Origin of the sequence: Pseudomonas sp. MF4836, assembly GCF_002018875.1 — a bacterium.
Lineage (GTDB): Bacteria > Pseudomonadota > Gammaproteobacteria > Pseudomonadales > Pseudomonadaceae > Aquipseudomonas.
In genome coordinates, this window is sequence record NZ_MVOL01000002.1 from 180,482 (window position 1) to 198,120 (window position 17,639).

Below are 17,639 nucleotides of genomic sequence, written 5' to 3' on the forward strand. Positions count from 1 at the left end.
AGCTCGGGAACTTAAGTCGTTTTGACGGGTCTTTAGCTACTTCGGACAGGCCGCTTTTGCACAAAGGCGGCTTTTTTTTGCGCGCTGGAAAAGCCGGGCGAGAGCCCCGGCCCCATCGTGATGGGGCCGGGGCAGCCATCGATTTACGCCGACTTGGCCAGGATCAACCCGCTGTCACTGGCGGCTTCCAGGCGAATCGCCACGAACTTCGAGGTCGGCGTATGGCTGCCGTCGCCGGTGCTTTCCAGCGGCACCAGCGGGTTGACCTCCGGGTAGTAAGCCGCAGCCTGGCCAGCCGGAATATCGAAGGCCAGCAGGGTGAAGCCCTTGACCCGACGTTCGCGGCCGTCGTCCCAGATCGACACGATGTCGGCCTTCTGCCCCGGCTTGAAGCCCAGGCGGATGATGTCCGCTTCGTTGACGAACAGCACGTCGCGCTGGCCCTTGACCCCGCGATAGCGGTCGTCCAGGCCATAGATCGTGGTGTTGTACTGATCGTGGGAGCGCATGGACTGCATGATCAGGTCCGGTACCTGCCCGGTGGCTCGGGTGCGTTCGTGCACCAGGTCCTTGGGCAGCACGTTGGCGCGGAAGTTGGCGCGACCGGACGCAGTGCTCCAGCGCCGCGCGCCAGCCGAGTTGCCCAGGTAGAAGCCCCCCGGGTTTTGCAGGCGCTGGTTGAAGTCCTTGAAGCCTGGGATGGTGTCGGCGATCAGGTCGCGGATGCGCCCGTAGTCGGCCACCAGCCAGTTCCAGTCCACCGGGCGGCTGCCCAGGGCTGCGGCGGCGATGCCGGCGATGATCCACGGCTCCGAGCGCATCTGTTGCGACAGCGGCTGCAACTGGCCGTTGGAGGCGTGCACCATGCTGAACGAGTCTTCCACAGTCACTGCCTGCGGACCTTCGCTCTGCAGGTCGATGTCGGTACGACCCAGGCACGGCAGGATCAGGGCCTGTTTGCCATGGGCCAGGTGGCTGCGGTTGAGCTTGGTGCTGATCTGCACCGTGAGGTCGCAGTTGCTCAGGGCCTGGAAGGTCCGCGGGCTGTCCGGGGTGGCCTGGGCGAAGTTGCCGCCCAGGGCGATAAAGACCTTCGAGCGGCCTTCGGCCATGGCGTGGATCGCCTCGACCACGTTGTGCCCGTCGCTGCGTGGCACCTTGAACTGGAAGCGTCGCTCCAGGGCGTCGAGAAACGCCACCGGAGGCCGTTCGTTGATGCCCATGGTGCGGTCGCCCTGCACGTTACTGTGGCCGCGCACCGGGCACAGGCCGGCGCCTGGACGCCCGATATTGCCGCGCAGCAGCATCAGGTTGGCGATTTCCTGGATGGTCGCCACGGAATGGCGATGCTGGGTGATGCCCATGGCCCAGCACATGATCACGTTCTTGCCCTTGGCGTACATGCGCGCCGCTTGCTCGATCTCGACCAGGGTCAGGCCGGACTGCTCGACGATCTGCTCCCACGAGGTGTCATCGATCACCCCCAGGTACTCGAGCACGCTGGCGGTGTGTTCATTGAGGAAGTCGTGGTCGAACACCGACGGGCTGCCGGCTTTCTGCGCCTCGCGTTCCCACAGCAGCAGGAACTTGGCCATGCCGCGCACCACTGCCATGTCGCCACCCAGGGCCGGGCGGAAGTAGGCGGTGTTGGTGGGCTTGTCACCGTTGGTGAGCATTTCCAGCGGATGCTGCGGATGCTGGAAGCGTTCCAGGCCACGCTCTTTCAGCGGGTTGACGCACACCACCTGGGCACCGCGCTTCACCGCTTCACGCAGCGGTTCGAGCATGCGCGGGTGGTTGGTGCCGGGGTTCTGGCCCCAGACGAAAATCGCATCCGCATGCTCGAAATCGTCGAAGGTCACCGTGCCTTTGCCGACGCCGACGCTTTGCGCCAGGGCCACGCCGCTGGCTTCGTGGCACATGTTCGAGCAGTCGGGGAAGTTGTTGGTGCCATAGGCGCGCACAAACAGCTGGTACAGGTACGCCGCTTCGTTGCTGGCCCGGCCCGAGGTGTAGAACTCGGCCATGTCCGGGCTCGGCAGCGCCTGCAAATGCTTGCCGATCAAGGCGAACGCGGCTTCCCAGCTGATGGGTTGGTAGCGGTCGCTGGCAGCGTCGTAGCTCAGGGGTTCGGTGAGACGGCCCTGGTATTCGAGCCAGTAGTCGCTCTGTTCCAGCAGCGAGGTAACGCTGTGCTTGGCGAAGAATGCCCCATCCACGCGGCGTTTGGTGGCTTCCCAGTTGACCGCCTTGGCGCCGTTTTCGCAGAACTTGACCATGCCGCTTTCCGGCGAGTCGCCCCAGGCGCAGCCGGGGCAGTCGAAGCCGCCGTTCTGGTTGGTCTTGAGCATCATGCGCAGGTTCTTCAGCGCGTTGTCGCTGGTCAGCCAGGCCTGGGCCACGCTGATCAGCGCGCCCCAGCCGCCTGCTGCGCCTTTGTAAGGCTTGTAGCGCGGGGTTGGGGTCTGGTCGGCTTGGTTGTGGTTGCTCACGCTTGGTTCTCCATCGCGGGGCTATAGACCCGCGGCGCACTTTTCTGCGGCAGGTGGATGAGGTTGAGGTTGTGCCGGCGCGCCCATTGCACGGCCAGGCCGGTGGGAGCCGACAGGCTGACCAGGGTCTGGATGCCCGCGCGCAGGACTTTCTGGATCAGCTCCAGGCTGCAGCGGCTGGTGACAATGGCCACGCCGCCGGCCGTGGGGATGTCCTGGCGGATCAGTGCGCCGATCAGCTTGTCCAGGGCGTTGTGCCGGCCGATGTCTTCCCGGCCCAGCAGCAACTCCCCCTGGTGGTTCATGAACACCGCCGCGTGCACCGCGCCGCAATGCTGGCCCAGGGGCTGGAAGCTGCCGATTCGCTGGCGCAGGCCGTCAAGCCATGCCGCCGGTGGCAAAGGGGCGCCGGGCAATACCTTGAGGTCGGGCAGAGCCTGTTCCACGGCCTCGACACCGCACAGGCCGCAGCCGCTGGTGCCAGCCAACTGACGACGTTGCTGCTTGAGGTTCCAGAACGCGCGGTTGGCGATTTCCACTTGCGCGTACTGCGCCGAGCCCGAACCGCTCAGTTGCAGGTCATAGATCTCGGTCGCGTCGCTGATGATGCCGCTGCCCAGGCTGAAGCCGACGATAAAGTCTTCCAGGTTCGACGGGGTCACGAGCATCACCGCCTGGCTGATGCCGTTGTAGGCGATCGCCAGCGCGACTTCCTCGGCCAGCGCGGTGCTGTCCGATTCGCAGTGTTCAAGGTTGCTGTAGCTGTAGTTCTGACTGGCGGCGGGCGCGGGCGTTTCTAGGGCTGGCGTCGCGCGGGTCGGGCGCTTGGCGGTCATGGGGCAATACCAGCGGAGTATTCAACGCCAAGACTAAGCGCGGCAAAGTGTCACGTCTAATTGCTAGTACTGATGTGTTGATAGATGGCGTCGATCAAGAAGGTTTGGGCGATTTCTGGTAAAGCGCGAAACAGGCCTCGGCCAAGGCTGAGCGTGGCGCGCTGCGACGCATGATCAAACCCAGCCGCGCCAGGGTCTGGGCGCCTTCGATGGGTTGCAGGCGCAAGTGCTCGGTGAGGGTTTCCAGGCCGCCTTCCAACGGCATCACCGCGCAGCAGAAACCGCCATGGACCATTTGCACCAACTGATGAACTGCATCGGTCTGCAACAGCGGTTGCGGGCTGAGGCCTCGGCTGTGGAAGTTGTGGTCGATGGATTGGCGAAAATGCATGCCGCTGGTGAGCATGCCCAGGGGCAGTTCGATCAGCGCCTCCCAGCTCAGGGGCTGCTCGCCGAAACTGAAAAACCGTTGGTCGTAGAGCAAGCCCATGCGGGTCTCGCCCAGGGCCAGGGAATCGAAACGCTCGGTGTCCAGGCGCTCCAGGTAGGACACTCCGAGGTCCAGGCGGTTGCTCGCCAGTTGTTCGAGGATCTGCTCGGAACTCAAGGCCGAAAGCTCGAAACGCAAGTTCGGGTGCTGCTGGTGCAGGGCCTGCATCAAGTGCTGCGGGTCGAAGCTCGACAGCGGCACCACCCCCAGGCGCAGGGTGCCGACCAGGTTGCCGCGACAGGCGGCAGCTTCCGCCTGCAGCCCGTCGTAGGCCGCCAGCACGGTGCGTGCCCAAGCCAGCACCCGTTCACCCGGGGCAGTAAAACCTTCGAAGCGCTGGCCGCGATTGACCAGCGGCAGTTCCAGCTCCTCTTCCAGGCTGCGCAGGCGCATGGACAGGGTCGGCTGGGTGATATGGCAACGGGCGGCGGCCTGGCCGAAATGCCGGGTTTCATCGAGGGCGATGAGGAATTTCAGCTGCTTGATGTCCATCTTCGCTCCAGGGCGCCGGGAAGGTGCCGATTCTAGCCTGCTTGTGCGGCACTGGGTCACTGGTCGTTTTTGAACCTCATTTGCCGTGGCTGGTCTAGTCTTTCGCGTCTGGACCCCATAACCCAAGGAGTGTGCACCATGAGTATTTTTAGCTTTGTGAAAGAAGCAGGCGAAAAGCTTATTGATCTGTTGACGCCGGGTAACGCCAATGCGAGCGAGCAGTTGAAGGAACACATTGCCAAGGTCGGCCTGGGCAATCCGAATGTGCAGGCCAGCGTCGACGGCGACAAGGTCACGGTGACCGGTGAGGTCGCGAGCCAGGAAGAGAAAGAAAAAATCCTGCTGGCCGTGGGCAATATCGCCGGTGTAGGCAGTGTCGACGACCAGATCACCGTAACCGGGCCGGTGGCGGTGGCGGCGGTGTTTGTCACCGTGAAGAAGGGCGACACCCTGAGTGCGATTGCCAAGGTGCAGTACGGCGACGCGAACAAGTACAACAAGATCTTTGAGGCCAACAAGCCGCTGCTGTCCCATCCGGACAAGATCTATCCGGGTCAGGTACTGCGAATTCCCGAGTGATGGTGGGTGCCTGACAGGGCCAGCGCAGTCTGGGGCAGCGGCTACAGTGTCTCGCCGCTGATGCAGGCTGCGCTGGTCCTGACATCCACCACCTGATTCCGGGCCTCGCTAGAGCCCCTCGATCAAGTCTCGATAATCTCCCACCGCCGCGAATTCCGCGGTGTCTTTCGGCCCTTTGCGGCTGTCCGGTTCACGCACTGCCAACAGATGAGCCACACCGAAGTCCCGCGCGCTGCGCAGGATCGGCAGGGTGTCGTCGATAAACAGGCTGCGGCTCGGGTCAAACCCGATATCGGCCTGCAAGGCATCCCAGAACTGCGGGTTTTCCTTGGCGAAACCGTAGTCATGGGAACTGATCAGGCGTTCGAAGTAAGGCGCCAGTTCGATCCGCTCCAGCTTCAGCGACAGCGAGTCGCGGTGGGCGTTGGTGATCAGTACCACACGTTTGCCGGCCTGTTTGATGGCGGCCAGGAAGGTGTCGGCGTCAGGACGCAGGGCGATCAGGTGCGCGGTTTCCAGCTTCAGTTCGCGCACCGGCAGCTTCAGTTCGGCGCTCCAGAAGTCCAGGCAGTACCACTTCAACTGGCCGGCGTTGTTCTCGAACAGGGGCTGCAGCTCCATCTCGGCCATGGCCCGGCTGACTCCGTGCAGCTCGGCGTAGCGCTGGGGCAGGTGCTCCATCCAGAAGTGGTTGTCGTAATGCAGATCGAGCAGGGTGCCGTCCATATCCAGCAGAACGGTGTCGATATCGCGCCAGGGCAGTGAAGGCATGGGAAACGTCTCGAGCGGTAGAAAGATATCCGACACAAACTATCGGGAAAGCCGCGTTATAGTAGCGCGTTCACGCCAAGGAGCCCTTCATGCGCCAGAAACCCACTGTACTCGCCCGCGAGATCGTCGCCACCAGCCGTCTGTTTTGTGTCGAAGAAGTGCAGTTGCGCTTTTCCAATGGCGTGGAACGCACCTATGAACGCCTGGTGGGCAAAGGCGCCGGTTATGGCGCGGTGATGATCGTGGCGATGCTCGACGCCGAGCACGCGGTACTGGTGGAAGAATACTGCGGCGGTACCGACGCTTATGAACTGTCGTTGCCCAAGGGCCTGATCGAGCCGGGCGAGGATGTGCTGGCCGCGGCCGAGCGGGAACTCAAGGAGGAAGCTGGGTATGGCGCACGGCAGTTGGAGCACCTGACCGAGTTGTCCTTGTCGCCCGGTTACATGAGCCAGAAGATCCAGGTGGTGCTGGCCACCGACCTCTACGAAGAAAGCCTGGAAGGCGACGAGCCCGAGCCGATGGGCGTGGACAAGATCAACCTGCGTGAACTCTCTGGCCTGGCCCAGAACCCCAACTTCACCGAAGGCCGTGCCTTGGCGGCGCTGTACCTGGCCCGGGACCTGCTGACCCAGCGCGGAGTGTTTCCGGCATGAGTCAGGCGTCGATGACCTTTCCCCACCCGTTGCTGGCTCCGGTGATCGAGTTGGCCTTGCAGGCTGGCGAGGCAATCCTGCCGTTCTGGCGCGCCGATGTGGCGGTGACGCAAAAAACCGATGACTCACCGGTGACCGCCGCGGACCTGGCTGCGCACCATCTGATCCTGGCCGGCCTGACCGCGCTGGACCCGAGCATCCCGGTATTGTCCGAAGAGGACGCGAACATTCCGCAGGCGGTGCGCGCCGGTTGGCAGCGCTGGTGGCTGGTTGACCCGCTGGATGGCACCAAGGAATTCATTTCCGGCAGCGAAGAGTTCACCGTCAACATCGCCCTCATCGAACAGGGTCGCGTGGTGTTTGGCGTGGTCACGATGCCGACCAACGGTCGCAGCTACTGCGGCGGTGCCGGCCTGGGCGCCTGGCGCGCCGACCGTGGCCAGGCGCCGGTGCCGATCCAGGTGCGCGAAGCACCGGGTGCAGGCCAGGCCTTCACCGTGGTCGCCAGCCGGCGTCATTCCAGCCCGGAGCAGGAGCGCCTGCTGGCCGGGCTCAGCGCCAGCCTGGGCGAACTGCAACTGGCGAATATCGGCAGCTCGCTGAAATTCTGCCTGCTGGCCGAAGGCGCCGCCGATTGTTACCCCCGACTGGCCCCGACCTCGCAATGGGACACTGCCGCCGCCCAGGGCGTGCTTGAGGGTGCCGGTGGTGAAGTGCTGGACTTGAGTGGCGCACCGTTCTGCTACCCGGCGCGTGAATCGCTGCTCAACGAGTTTTTCCTGGCGTTGCCGGCCAAGGCGACCTGGCGCCAGAAGCTGCTGGAGTTGGCGCGCAGCTGATGGTCGCCGTTGCTGCGCTCAGCGGTGCAGCACGTACTGCCCGGTAAAGCGCACCGCGTCGGCATCGCTTCCCTCATTGATGATCCGCGTCTCCAGGCTCAGCCGCGCCCGCCCGTGACGTTCATAGGTGCGCAGGAATTTCGTCCACTGCGCATCGCTGGGCGCGGTGCAGATGGCCGTGGCGTCGCGGGTCACGGGCAGCGGATAACTGATCTGGCCTTCCTGGATCACGATGTGCCCGTCCTCGATCCCTTCTTCCTTGAGCCGCAGGTGCAGCCAGCCCCAGCCCACCAGCACCGCACCGCAATACAGGCTGCCGCCGAACATGGTGCTCTTGTGGTTGACGTTGGCCGCCAGCGGCAGTGACAGGCGCAGTTGCCGCGCCTGCCAGTCGAGCACCTTGAGCCCCATGTCCCGGGTGAGCGGGATGTCGTGATGGAGCACGGATTCCAGGTAACGACTGTCGCTGTTCATGCAGGGGCCCTCTGGCTTGAAAGGTGGGAAGGGGTGGGCGCTGCTCAATCGAGCTCGTCGCTGCCGGTGCTGGCGCCACTGTCGGCGAAGCTCAGGCCGTGTTTGCGCAGCTTGTCGTGCAGGGTCTTGCGCGGGATGCCCAAGGCCTCGGCCAGGCTGCGCACCGAGCTGTGAGCGCGGCTCATTTCGGCGGCGATCAGGCTCTTTTCGAAGTTCTCCACCTGCTCGCTCAACCCGCCTTCGACCAGGGTGGGGGCCGGCTGCGCACTGCCGTCCGGGGCGCTGTTGTCCAGGGCCAGTTCCAGGCCCAGGGCAAAGCGTTCGGCGGCGTTCTGCAGTTCGCGCACGTTGCCCGGCCAGGTGTGGCGCAGCAGCAACGCCCGTTGCCCGGGTTGCAGCTCATGAAGTGGCAGGCCGTGGCGGATGCTGGCTTCGTCGGCGAAATGCTGGAACAGCATCAGCGCATCTTCGCCCCGCTCGCGCAGCGGCGGAATGCGCAGCGGCGCGACGTTGAGCCGGTAGTACAGGTCGGCGCGAAAGCGCCCCTGATCGGCGGCCTGGCGCAAGTCTTCCTTGGTCGCGGCGATGATCCGGATGTCCAGCGGGATCAGCTGATTGCCCCCCAGGCGCTCCACCACCCGCTCCTGCAACATGCGCAGCAGCTTGACCTGTACATCCAGGCTCATGCTTTCGATTTCATCGAGAAACAGCGTGCCGCCATTGGCGAACTCGAACTTGCCGATGCGGCGCTTTTGCGCACCGGTGAAGGCCCCGGGTTCGTGGCCGAACAGTTCGCTTTCCACCACCGATTCCGCCAGGGCCCCGGCATTGATCGCCACGAACGGGCCGTTGCGCCGGTTCGACAGGTCGTGCAGTGCTCGCGCCACCACCTCCTTGCCCGCCCCGGTTTCCCCGAGGATCAGCACGTCGGCCCGGGTCGCCGCCAAGGCGCCGATCTGTTCGCGCAGGCGCAGCATCGGCGCCGAGTGCCCGACCAGGCGCGTGCTCAGTTGCTGGCGATCACTCAGGGCCAGGCGCAGGCTGCGGTTGTCCAGCACCAGCCGGCGCAAGGCCAGGGCGCGGCGCACGCTGTCGAGCAGGGCATCGCTGGCGAACGGTTTTTCCAGGAAGTCATAGGCCCCGGCGCGCATGGCCTGCACTGCCAGCGGCACATCGCCGTGACCGGTAATTAGCAGCACCGGCAGCTCCGGGTCCTGGCCATGGAGTTCGGCCAGCAGCTCCAGGCCATCCATGCCCGGCATGCGGATGTCGCTGACCACCACGCCCGGCCAGTCGCGCTCCAGGCGCGCGGCCAGCCCGCGGGCCTCGGCCAGCGGCAGGATCTGCAGCCCGGCCAGGTCCAGGGTCTGGCTCAAGGCCTGGCGCAGATGGGGATCGTCGTCGATCAACACCACCTGCACCTGGTGGTCGATGGGGGTACTCATACACTGCGGTCCTCGGACGGTTGCAGGCTCACACCCGGTGCGCCGGCGCGCAGTCGCAGGGTGATCAGGGCGCCGCCTTCGCGGTGGTTGGCGAACGACAGCTCACCGCCAAAGGCGCGCATCAGGGTGTCACAGATCGCCAGGCCCAGGCCAAGGCCCTGGGTCCGGGTCTTGGTGGTGTAGAACGGCTCGCCGGCGCGGCCCAGGGCTTCCATGCAAAAGCCCGGGCCATTGTCGCGAATGTACAGATTGACGCCGCTCTCGGTGGATTCGGCACTCAACCACAATTTGCGCGGCGGGCCTTTTTCGGTCAGGGCATCGAGGGCATTGGCCAGCAGGTTGCCCAGTACCTGGCGCAGGCGGGTCTCCCCGGCTTCGACCCACAGCGTGGCGGCCGGCAGGTCGCGAATCAGCTCGACCTCCATCGCTCTGCGGCGCTTGGCCAGCAAGGCCAGGGCATCGTCCAGCGCCGGTTGCAGGGCCACGCTTTCCGGTGCATGGCGGTCGCGGCGGGCAAAGGCTCGCAGGTGGGCGATGATCGAGGCCATGCGCCCGGTCAGCTCGCTGATCAACTTCAGGTTGCCGCGGGCGTCTTCGGTGCGCTGGTGATCGAGCAGCACCTCGGCGTTTTCCGCGTAGCTGCGGATCGCCGCCAGGGGTTGATTGAGCTCGTGGCTGATGCTCGCCGACATGGTACCCAGGGCCGAGAGCTTGCCGGCCTGGACCAGGTCGTCCTGGGCCCGCACCAATTCCTGCTGCGCGGTTTCCCGCTCCAGCACTTCCTGCTTGAGCCGGCGGTTGAGGCCTTCCAGATCACTGGTGCGCTCGGCTACGCGCATTTCCAGCTCGCGGCGCGCCTTGGCCTCGAAGGCAATGCGCTCCAGGTAGTGGCGGCGGCGCTGCATCATCAGCCCCAGCAGCAGCATCAACACCAGCAGCGCAGCACCGCCCACCGCCACCACCGTGCGTACCGGGCGCGCCACCAGGGTCTGCGGAGCGAGGATGCTCACGCTCCAGCCGGTTTCATCGATCTGCACGGTCTGGGTCAGCCAGGCATTGGCGTTGAGCTTCAGGGGCCTGGGTTCGCGAGTCGGGTAGGGCTGGATGGCGCTGATCGCCTGGCGCTCCGCATCGCTCAGGGGCCGGGTGGCACGGAAGCGCCACTCGGGGCGCGAGGTCAGGATCACCACACCGTTGTGGTCGGTCACCAGCAGTTGTTCCGGGGTTTTGCCCCACAGACTTTCGGTGTGGTCGAGATCGACCTTGATCACCAGCACGCCGATGATCCGCTCGCCGTCGTGCACCGCTGCGGCGAAGAAGTAACCACGCTTGGCCGAGGTGGTCCCAAGGCCGAAGAAACGCCCGAGGCGCCCGGCCATGGCTTCGCTGAAATACGGACGGAAGGAAAAATTGCGCCCGACAAAGCTGTCGTGCTTGTCCCAGTTGGAGGCGGCCAGGGTCTTGCCGTTGGTGTCCATCAAGTACATGACTTCGGCGCCGGTCTGGGCACTGATGTTTTTCAGCAGGCGGTTGGCATTGCCTTGGGTGACGCCATCATCCGGGGCATCGAGCACCGAGCGCAGGGCGGGCAGGTCGCCCAGGATCTGCGGCAGCACTTCGTAGCGATGCAGGGTGCCGAGCAGGTTGGCCACGTACAGATCGAGGGTCTGGCGGTTCTGTCCTACCAATTCACTGCGGTAATAGCGCTCGGCCAAATGCTCCAACGGCCACAGCAGCGGCGCCAGGCACAGGGCCAGCAACGCCAGGCTGCGCCAACGGGGTCTGCGGGGGAGGGGTGGAGTCATGAGGGTCGGCGCCTGTGGATACAGGCGCATTATGCCTAGCCCAGCTCGGCAAGACACTCGCGCAATGCAGCTTGCCAGTCGGGCTGGGTCACGCCCCATTCGCGTTCCAGGCGGCTGCAGTCCAGGCGCGAGTTCAGCGGCCGTGGTGCCGGAGTCGGGTAGTCGCTGGAGGGTATCGCCTCCAGTGCGGCGCAGGCCTTGCCTTGGTCCCGCAGGTGCGCGGCGATCGCCTCGGCAAAGCCGAACCACGAGGTGTGGCCTGCAGCGCTCAGGTGATAAGTGCCCCAGGCACCCGCCGTCCCGGCCTGCCAGCGCTCGATCAGCAGGCGGGTGCTGTGGGCGATGGTTCCGGCCCAGGTTGGCGCACCGATCTGATCGGCGACCACCCGCAGCAGGGGTTTTTCCTGCATCAGGCGCTGCATGGTCAGCAGGAAGTTCTTGCCGTGGCTGGAGTAGACCCAGCTGGTGCGCAGGATCAGGTGTTGGCCGCCGACTGCGCCGATCGCACGCTCCCCGGCCAGTTTGCTCTGGCCGTAGACCCCAAGCGGATTGGGCACGTCGTCCTCGGTATAGGGCGTGGCCTTGCCGCCATCGAACACATAATCGGTGGAGTAGTGAATCAGCGGGATGCCCAGGGCCCGGGCCTCTTCGGCGAAGATGCCGGGTGCCGTGGCGTTGATGGCAAAGGCCAGCTCGGGTTCGCTTTGCGCCTGGTCCACCGCGGTGTGGGCGGCAGCGTTGATGATCAGCTGCGGGGCGATGGCCTGGACCTGGCGGCGGATCTGCTCCGGGTGCGCCAGGTCGAGCTGGTCGCGACCGAGTACGATCAGCTCGCCCAAGCCCTTGAGGCGCTGCTGCAGCTCGCGGGACACCTGGCCATGCTGGCCGCTGATAAGGATCTTCATGGGCGTGCTCATGGAAACAGGTCGGCCTCGTTCAGGCGCTTGCCGGCCTGATCCTTGGCCGAGAGGGTCGGCGTGCCCGTGAGTTGCCAGTCGATGGCCAGGTCCGGGTCATCCCAGCGAATGCAGCGCTCGGCGGACGGGGTGTAGTAATCGGTGGTCTTGTAGAGGAACTCGGCGAAGTCGCTGAGGACGACGAAGCCGTGGGCGAAGCCTTCGGGTACCCATAGCTGGCGATGGTTATCGGCGGACAGCCGCACCGCTACCCACTGCCCGAAATGCGCCGAGCTGCGACGGATATCCACCGCCACATCGAGTACTTCACCCACGGTGACGCGCACCAGTTTGCCTTGGGTATTTTCCAGCTGGTAATGCAAGCCGCGCAGTACCCCTTGCTGTGAGCGGGAGTGATTGTCCTGCACGAACTGGGTATCCAGACCGGTGGCTTCCTGGAAGGCCCTGGCATTGAAGCTTTCGTAGAAGAAACCGCGCTCATCGCCAAAGACCTTGGGCTCAAGGATCAATACGCCAGGAAGGTCGGTAGGGATGACGTTCATCGTTCTTCTCCGGCAAGGGTGAAGAGGTATTGGCCGTAGCCGGTCTTGCCGAAGTATTGAGCTCGTTCGAGCAGTAGTGTGCGGTCAATCCAGCCTTGGTTGTAGGCAATTTCTTCGAGGCAGGCGACCTTTAGACCCTGTCGGTGTTCGATGGTCTGCACGTATTGCGACGCCTCGAGCAGGCTATCGTGAGTGCCAGTATCGAGCCAGGCAAACCCCCTGCCGAAACGTTCCACACGAAGATCACCCCGTTGCAGGTACGCATTATTGATGTCGGTAATTTCCAACTCGCCACGGGCCGAGGGTTGGATCGTTTTAGCTATCTGGATGACAGAGTTGTCGTAAAAGTACAGCCCGGTCACTGCGTAACTGGATTTGGGCGTTTCTGGTTTCTCTTCAATCGACAGCGCGTTGCCGTTCTCATCGAAATCGATAACACCAAAACGTTGTGGGTCCTTGACCCAATATCCAAATACGGTAGCTCCCAACGATTTTTCGGCTGCGGCCTGCAGTTTCTCGGTGAAATGCTGACCATGAAAAATGTTGTCACCCAAGATCAGGCACACCGGGTCCTTGCCAATAAACGCTTCGCCAATCAGAAAGGCCTGGGCCAGGCCGTCCGGCGAAGGCTGCTCGGCGTAGCTGAAGCGCACCCCGAACTGGCTGCCATCGCCCAGCAGGTTGCGGTATTGCGGCAGGTCCTGGGGGGTGGAGATCAGCAGGATGTCCTTGATCCCCGCGAGCATCAGCACCGAGATCGGGTAGTAGATCATCGGCTTGTCGTAGACCGGCAGCAGTTGCTTCGACACACCGAGGGTGATCGGGTGCAGGCGCGTGCCCGAGCCGCCTGCTAGAATAATTCCCTTCATCATGCAATCAGATCCTTGGTGTCGGTGAAGCCCAATCGTTGGCCCTGGTAGCTGCCGTCCTGGACGTGCTGGCACCATTCGAGGTTTGCCAGGTACCACTGCACAGTCTTGCGCAGGCCGCTGGCGAAGGTTTCCTCGGGAGCCCAACCCAGCTCGCGTTCGATCTTGCTGGCGTCGATGGCGTAGCGCAGGTCGTGTCCGGGGCGGTCCTGGACGAAGGTGATGAGGTCGGCGAACCGCTTGACCCCGGCCGGTTTGTGCGGCGCCAGCTCTTCGAGCAGGGCGCAGATGCCGCGCACCACGTCGATGTTGGTCTGTTCGTTATGGCCGCCGATGTTGTAGGTCTCGCCGACCACACCTTGGGTCACCACTTCGAACAGGGCGCGGGCGTGGTCTTCGACAAACAGCCAGTCGCGCACTTGCAGGCCGTTGCCGTACACCGGCAGCGGCTTGCCCGCGAGGGCATTGAGGATCACCAGTGGAATCAGCTTTTCCGGGAAGTGGAACGGGCCGTAGTTGTTCGAGCAATTGGTGATCAGCACCGGCAGGCCGTAGGTGCGCTGCCAGGCGCGGACCAAGTGGTCGGACGCAGCCTTGCTGGCGGAGTAGGGCGAGCTGGGGGCATAGGGCGTGGTTTCGGTGAACAGGTCATCGACCCCATGCAGGTCGCCGTAAACCTCATCGGTGGAGATATGGTGAAAACGAAAGGCGCTTTTCTCCGCCACCGGTAGGCCCTGCCAATAGGCGCGGCTGGCTTCCAGCAGGCTGTAGGTGCCGACGATATTGGTCTGGATAAAATCCGACGGGCCGTCAATGGAGCGGTCGACGTGGGATTCAGCAGCCAGGTGCATGATGGCATGGGGCTGGAAGCGTGCCAGGACGGCACTGACGGTGGCCTGGTCGATGATGTCGGCCTTGACGAATTCGTAGCGGCTGTTGCTGACAACACTGTGCAGCGACTCGAGATTGCCGGCGTAGGTCAGTTTGTCCAGGTTGAGCACTTCGTGTTCGGTGTGCTCGATCAAGTGGCGGACCAGCGCCGACCCAATAAAACCGGCTCCGCCGGTAACGAGAATGCGCATGTTGGGTGGCCTGTTTCCTTAAGTCGGTCGTTGATGCAAACGGAAGCAGCATAGCTTGTCGGCATAGCCCATGCGGTGCAAGGGCCATGGGCGGTCCAATTCAATCTTGATAAGGCTTTCAGACAATGCTCAACCCATAGTGGCGCTTGGCTTGTTCACTGACTGTCACACCTGGGGGGTTGCGTAACGTCGGGCGCGGTGGCGATATAAGCGCCTGATAATAATTGCCTGGGGTCGTTGTATGTTGCTCGCCACGTTGATTCACCGTGCCAGCCTGCCAAGTCCGCAGATTAGCGCGCAGCAGGCGCTGGAGTTGCTGGAAACCCACTACGGGCTGCGCGGCACGGTGCAGTCCCTGGGCAGCCAGCAGGACCTCAACTTTCGCGTCGACACCGATCAGGGTCGGTTTGTCCTGAAAATCTGCCATGGCGATTACGCCGCCCTGGAGTTGCAGGCCCAGCACGCCGGGCTGCGGCATCTGGGCCAGCATCCCGAGTGGCGAGTGCCGCGGGTGATCCCGTCCAACAACGGTGCCGACCTGCTTTCGCTGGAAATATCCGGACAAACGGTACATGTGCGCCTGCTCGATTTCATCGAAGGCCATTCCCTGACCCACCTGGATTACCTGGGGCCGCAACTGATGGCTGGCTTTGGCCGGTTGTGCGGACAGATGGACCTGGCCCTGGCCGATTTCCAGCATCCGGGCCTTGAGCGCACCTTGCAGTGGGACCCGCGCCACGCCAGCACTCTGATCAGCCATCTGTTGCCGGTGATTGCCGATGCGCACCAGCGCGGGTTGATTGCAGAGGCTGCCGAGCAGGCTGAGCGTCGCTTGCAGCCGCTGCTCGACGAACTCCCGGTGCAGGCGATCCATATGGACATCACCGATGACAACGTGGTCTGGCAGCGTGATTCGCAACGGCACTGGCAATTACAGGGCGTCATCGATTTTGGCGACTTGATCCGCACCTGGCGCATCACCGACCTTTCGGTCACCTGCGCCGCCCTGCTGCACCATGCTGAAGGCGATCCGTTGCGCATCCTACCGGCAGTTCGGGCCTATCACGCGGTCAACCCGTTGCAGCATGCCGAGTTGCGGGCGCTGTGGCCGCTGATCGTGGCGCGCGCGGCGGTGTTGGTGCTCAGTGGTGAGCAGCAGGTCAGCATCGACCCGGGTAATGCATACAGCCGCGCCAACCTGAGCCATGAATGGGAGATTTTCCGGGTCGCCACGGCCGTGCCCTTCGAGTTGATGGAGGCGGCGATTCTGACGGCGGTTGGCCAGTCCCTGCCGAGCATTGCCAGTGAGGGCTTTGCGCCGCTGTTGCCGAGCCTGGTGGGACGGGAGTTCGCCCTGATCGACCTGGGGGTGCTCAGCCCGCATTTTGAAGCCGGCAACTGGGAACAGCCCGGCATCGATCAGCGGCTGCTGGAAGAGGCAGCCGCCACCCATGGCCTGGCCGCCAGCCGCTATGGCCAGTACCGCTTATCCCGGACCCGCCCTGATAGCGCCGTAGAGCCGGACACCTGCCCGCTGCATGTGCAGTTGCAAGTGCCCAGCGGCACCCCGGTCGAAGCACCTTTTGCCGGTGTACTCAAGGTGGCCGTCGATGGCAGCCTGCGCCTCGACAGCGGGCAATTGAGTGTGCACCTGTGGGGCGTCAGGCCGTCTCTGGACTCGGGTGCGGCGCTGCTCAAGGGGCAGGTGCTGGGGGAGGTGACCCAGGGCTTGCAGGTACAGTTGTGCCGTGGCCTGGAGCTTGACCCGCCGCTGTTTTGCACGCCGGCCCGAGCGGCGGCCTGGCAGGCGTTGTGCCCGTCACCGGCGGCGCTACTGGGGCTGGCCTGTGATGCCGAGCCGGAGCTTGACTCCCAACTGCTGCTGGCACGGCGCGATGCCAGCTTTGCCCGCTCGCAAAAACACTATTACGTAGACCCGCCGCGTATCGAGCGCGGCTGGCGCAACCATCTGATCGATATGCAGGGCCGTTCCTACCTCGACATGCTCAACAACGTGGCGGTGCTGGGCCATGGCCACCCGCGCATGGCCGCTGAAGCGAGCCGCCAGTGGTCGTTGCTCAACACCAATTCGCGCTTTCACTACGCTGCGCTGGCGGAGTTTTCCGAACGCCTGCTGGCCCTGGCGCCGGACTCCATGGACCGGGTATTTCTGGTCAACAGCGGCACCGAGGCCAACGACCTGGCGATTCGCCTGGCCTGGGCCTACAGCGGCGGGCGCGACATGCTCAGTGTGCTTGAGGCCTATCACGGGTGGTCGGTGGCGGCGGACGCGGTGTCGACCTCGATCGCCGATAATCCCAAGGCCCTGAGCAGCCGACCGGACTGGGTGCACCCGGTCACCGCGCCCAATACCTACCGGGGCGAGTTCCGCGGTCAGGACAGCGCGCCGGACTACGTGCGCAGTGTCGAGCACAACCTGGCCAAGCTGGCCGCGCAACAACGGCAGTTGGCCGGTTTTATCTGCGAGCCGGTGTACGGCAATGCCGGCGGGATTTCCCTGCCGCCGGGTTATCTGCAGCAGGTCTATGGCCTGGTGCGGGCCCAGGGCGGTGTGTGCATTGCCGATGAGGTGCAGGTCGGCTACGGCCGCATGGGCTCCTTCTTCTGGGGCTTTGAAGAGCAGGGCGTGGTGCCGGACATCATCACCATGGCCAAGGGCATGGGCAACGGCCAGCCACTGGGGGCGGTGATCACCCGGCGCGAAATTGCCGAAGCGCTGGAGGCTGAGGGCTATTTCTTCTCGTCCTCGGGCGGCAGCCCGGTGAGCTGCCGGATCGGCATGGCGGTGTTGGATGTGATGGAGCAAGAACAGCTCTGGGAAAACGCCCAGGTGGTCGGCGGCCATTTCAAGCAACGCTTGCTGGCGCTGATGGATATTCATCCGTTGGTGGGGGCGGTGCATGGTTCCGGCTTCTATCTGGGGGTGGAGCTGGTGCGCGACCGCGAGACCCTGGAGCCGGCTACCGAAGAAACCACCCTGCTGTGTGAACGCCTGCGGGAGTTGGGCATCTTCATGCAGCCCACCGGTGACTACCTGAATATTCTCAAGATCAAGCCACCGATGGTCACCACTCGCCAAAGCGTGGATTTCTTTGTCGACATGCTATCCAAGGTGCTGGGCGAGGGGCTGTGAATAGGTAAACTTTAATCGATTGTTATCGGCTTTAGATGCGCTTTTTTCAATTTTATGAATTTATATCGCTTTTAAAGTCGATTTTTATCGGATATAAAGTCGGCGTTGCTGAAACGCCCGCGTGTTCGCACGTCGCCTTTTTCTGTCACGGGCCACTGTCACCATTGGCCCAACGCCCGCCAGCCCAGGAGATGCT

General features: G+C 63.8%; 15 protein-coding genes. 4 read left to right on the forward strand and 11 right to left on the reverse strand.

The window, feature by feature from the left end; translation table 11 throughout:
• Positions 1–143: 143 nt before the first annotated feature.
• The 3 genes from MF4836_RS04220 to MF4836_RS04230 all read right to left on the reverse strand — a co-directional run bounded on the left by MF4836_RS04220 (position 144) and on the right by MF4836_RS04230 (position 4,310).
• Entirely contained in the window at positions 144–2,492 is a 2,349-nt protein-coding gene (locus tag MF4836_RS04220; RefSeq protein WP_078469295.1) for an FdhF/YdeP family oxidoreductase, read from the reverse strand.
• Complete coding sequence (gene fdhD, locus MF4836_RS04225; protein ID WP_078469296.1) at positions 2,489–3,328, reverse strand: formate dehydrogenase accessory sulfurtransferase FdhD; 840 nt, start codon at positions 3,326–3,328, stop codon at positions 2,489–2,491. The genes MF4836_RS04220 and fdhD overlap by 4 nt, the downstream gene beginning before the upstream one ends.
• A gap of 94 nt (positions 3,329–3,422) precedes the next feature.
• Positions 3,423–4,310 carry a LysR family transcriptional regulator gene (locus tag MF4836_RS04230; protein ID WP_078469297.1) on the reverse strand — a complete coding sequence of 296 codons (888 nt, stop codon included), beginning with the start codon at positions 4,308–4,310 and terminating at the stop codon, positions 3,423–3,425.
• A 138-nt stretch (positions 4,311–4,448) separates the two neighbouring features.
• Here MF4836_RS04230 and lysM point away from each other — a divergent pair, with 138 nt between their 5' ends.
• A complete protein-coding gene (gene lysM / locus MF4836_RS04235; protein WP_020299829.1) occupies positions 4,449–4,889 on the forward strand; it encodes a peptidoglycan-binding protein LysM in 441 nt (146 codons plus the stop codon).
• Positions 4,890–4,997: 108 nt separating this feature from the next.
• Here the strand turns inward: lysM and yrfG are convergent, their stop codons facing one another.
• A complete protein-coding gene (gene yrfG, locus MF4836_RS04240; protein ID WP_020299830.1) occupies positions 4,998–5,660 on the reverse strand; it encodes a GMP/IMP nucleotidase in 663 nt (220 codons plus the stop codon).
• An 89-nt stretch (positions 5,661–5,749) separates the two neighbouring features.
• Here yrfG and nudE point away from each other — a divergent pair, with 89 nt between their 5' ends.
• Together nudE and cysQ are read left to right on the forward strand one after the other, a co-directional pair.
• The gene (nudE, locus tag MF4836_RS04245) at positions 5,750–6,316 is read left to right on the forward strand and encodes an ADP compounds hydrolase NudE (protein WP_020299831.1); all 567 of its coding nucleotides are present in this window, start codon (positions 5,750–5,752) and stop codon (positions 6,314–6,316) included.
• Positions 6,317–6,327: 11 nt separating this feature from the next.
• Positions 6,328–7,155 (forward strand): 3'(2'),5'-bisphosphate nucleotidase CysQ, encoded by an 828-nt coding sequence (cysQ, locus tag MF4836_RS04250; RefSeq protein ID WP_078469298.1) that lies wholly within the window; start codon positions 6,328–6,330, stop codon positions 7,153–7,155.
• 18 nt (positions 7,156–7,173) lie between these two features.
• Here the strand turns inward: cysQ and MF4836_RS04255 are convergent, their stop codons facing one another.
• From MF4836_RS04255 to rfbB, 7 genes are read right to left on the reverse strand one after another with little or no spacing between them, the layout of a single operon-like run.
• The gene (locus tag MF4836_RS04255) at positions 7,174–7,629 is read right to left on the reverse strand and encodes a thioesterase domain-containing protein (protein ID WP_078469299.1); all 456 of its coding nucleotides are present in this window, start codon (positions 7,627–7,629) and stop codon (positions 7,174–7,176) included.
• 44 nt (positions 7,630–7,673) lie between these two features.
• Positions 7,674–9,074, reverse strand: coding sequence for a sigma-54-dependent transcriptional regulator (locus MF4836_RS04260; RefSeq protein ID WP_078469300.1), 1,401 nt, complete (start codon positions 9,072–9,074; stop codon positions 7,674–7,676).
• On the reverse strand, positions 9,071–10,879 hold the full coding sequence (locus tag MF4836_RS04265) for a sensor histidine kinase (protein ID WP_078469301.1): 1,809 nt from the start codon (positions 10,877–10,879) through the stop codon (positions 9,071–9,073). The genes MF4836_RS04260 and MF4836_RS04265 overlap by 4 nt, the downstream gene beginning before the upstream one ends.
• 35 nt (positions 10,880–10,914) lie before the next feature.
• Complete coding sequence (gene rfbD, locus MF4836_RS04270; RefSeq protein ID WP_078469302.1) at positions 10,915–11,796, reverse strand: dTDP-4-dehydrorhamnose reductase; 882 nt, start codon at positions 11,794–11,796, stop codon at positions 10,915–10,917.
• Positions 11,793–12,338, reverse strand: coding sequence for a dTDP-4-dehydrorhamnose 3,5-epimerase (gene rfbC, locus MF4836_RS04275; RefSeq protein WP_078469303.1), 546 nt, complete (start codon positions 12,336–12,338; stop codon positions 11,793–11,795). The genes rfbD and rfbC overlap by 4 nt, the downstream gene beginning before the upstream one ends.
• A complete protein-coding gene (gene rfbA, locus MF4836_RS04280) occupies positions 12,335–13,210 on the reverse strand; it encodes a glucose-1-phosphate thymidylyltransferase RfbA (protein ID WP_078469304.1) in 876 nt (291 codons plus the stop codon). The genes rfbC and rfbA overlap by 4 nt, the downstream gene beginning before the upstream one ends.
• Entirely contained in the window at positions 13,207–14,289 is a 1,083-nt protein-coding gene (gene rfbB / locus MF4836_RS04285; protein ID WP_078469305.1) for a dTDP-glucose 4,6-dehydratase, read from the reverse strand. Before rfbB ends, rfbA begins: the two co-directional genes overlap by 4 nt.
• A gap of 241 nt (positions 14,290–14,530) precedes the next feature.
• Between rfbB and MF4836_RS04290 the strand changes: the two genes are divergently transcribed.
• Positions 14,531–17,443: an aminotransferase gene (locus tag MF4836_RS04290; protein ID WP_078469306.1), complete on the forward strand. Its 2,913-nt coding sequence runs from the start codon at positions 14,531–14,533 to the stop codon at positions 17,441–17,443.
• Positions 17,444–17,639 lie beyond the last annotated feature (196 nt).

What these genes read in the sequence shown, in the direction of transcription:
- yrfG (WP_020299830.1), bottom strand. Translation starts at nt 5,660, where the DNA reads ATGCCTTCACTGCCCTGGCGCGATATCGACACCGTTCTGCTGGATATG.
- lysM (WP_020299829.1), top strand. Translation starts at nt 4,449, where the DNA reads ATGAGTATTTTTAGCTTTGTGAAAGAAGCAGGCGAAAAGCTTATTGAT.
- fdhD (WP_078469296.1), bottom strand. Translation starts at nt 3,328, where the DNA reads ATGACCGCCAAGCGCCCGACCCGCGCGACGCCAGCCCTAGAAACGCCC.
- rfbA (WP_078469304.1), bottom strand. Translation starts at nt 13,210, where the DNA reads ATGATGAAGGGAATTATTCTAGCAGGCGGCTCGGGCACGCGCCTGCAC.
- rfbC (WP_078469303.1), bottom strand. Translation starts at nt 12,338, where the DNA reads ATGAACGTCATCCCTACCGACCTTCCTGGCGTATTGATCCTTGAGCCC.
- rfbB (WP_078469305.1), bottom strand. Translation starts at nt 14,289, where the DNA reads ATGCGCATTCTCGTTACCGGCGGAGCCGGTTTTATTGGGTCGGCGCTG.
- rfbD (WP_078469302.1), bottom strand. Translation starts at nt 11,796, where the DNA reads ATGAGCACGCCCATGAAGATCCTTATCAGCGGCCAGCATGGCCAGGTG.
- MF4836_RS04290 (WP_078469306.1), top strand. Translation starts at nt 14,531, where the DNA reads ATGTTGCTCGCCACGTTGATTCACCGTGCCAGCCTGCCAAGTCCGCAG.
- MF4836_RS04255 (WP_078469299.1), bottom strand. Translation starts at nt 7,629, where the DNA reads ATGAACAGCGACAGTCGTTACCTGGAATCCGTGCTCCATCACGACATC.
- MF4836_RS04260 (WP_078469300.1), bottom strand. Translation starts at nt 9,074, where the DNA reads ATGAGTACCCCCATCGACCACCAGGTGCAGGTGGTGTTGATCGACGAC.
- MF4836_RS04265 (WP_078469301.1), bottom strand. Translation starts at nt 10,879, where the DNA reads ATGACTCCACCCCTCCCCCGCAGACCCCGTTGGCGCAGCCTGGCGTTG.
- nudE (WP_020299831.1), top strand. Translation starts at nt 5,750, where the DNA reads ATGCGCCAGAAACCCACTGTACTCGCCCGCGAGATCGTCGCCACCAGC.
- MF4836_RS04230 (WP_078469297.1), bottom strand. Translation starts at nt 4,310, where the DNA reads ATGGACATCAAGCAGCTGAAATTCCTCATCGCCCTCGATGAAACCCGG.
- cysQ (WP_078469298.1), top strand. Translation starts at nt 6,328, where the DNA reads ATGACCTTTCCCCACCCGTTGCTGGCTCCGGTGATCGAGTTGGCCTTG.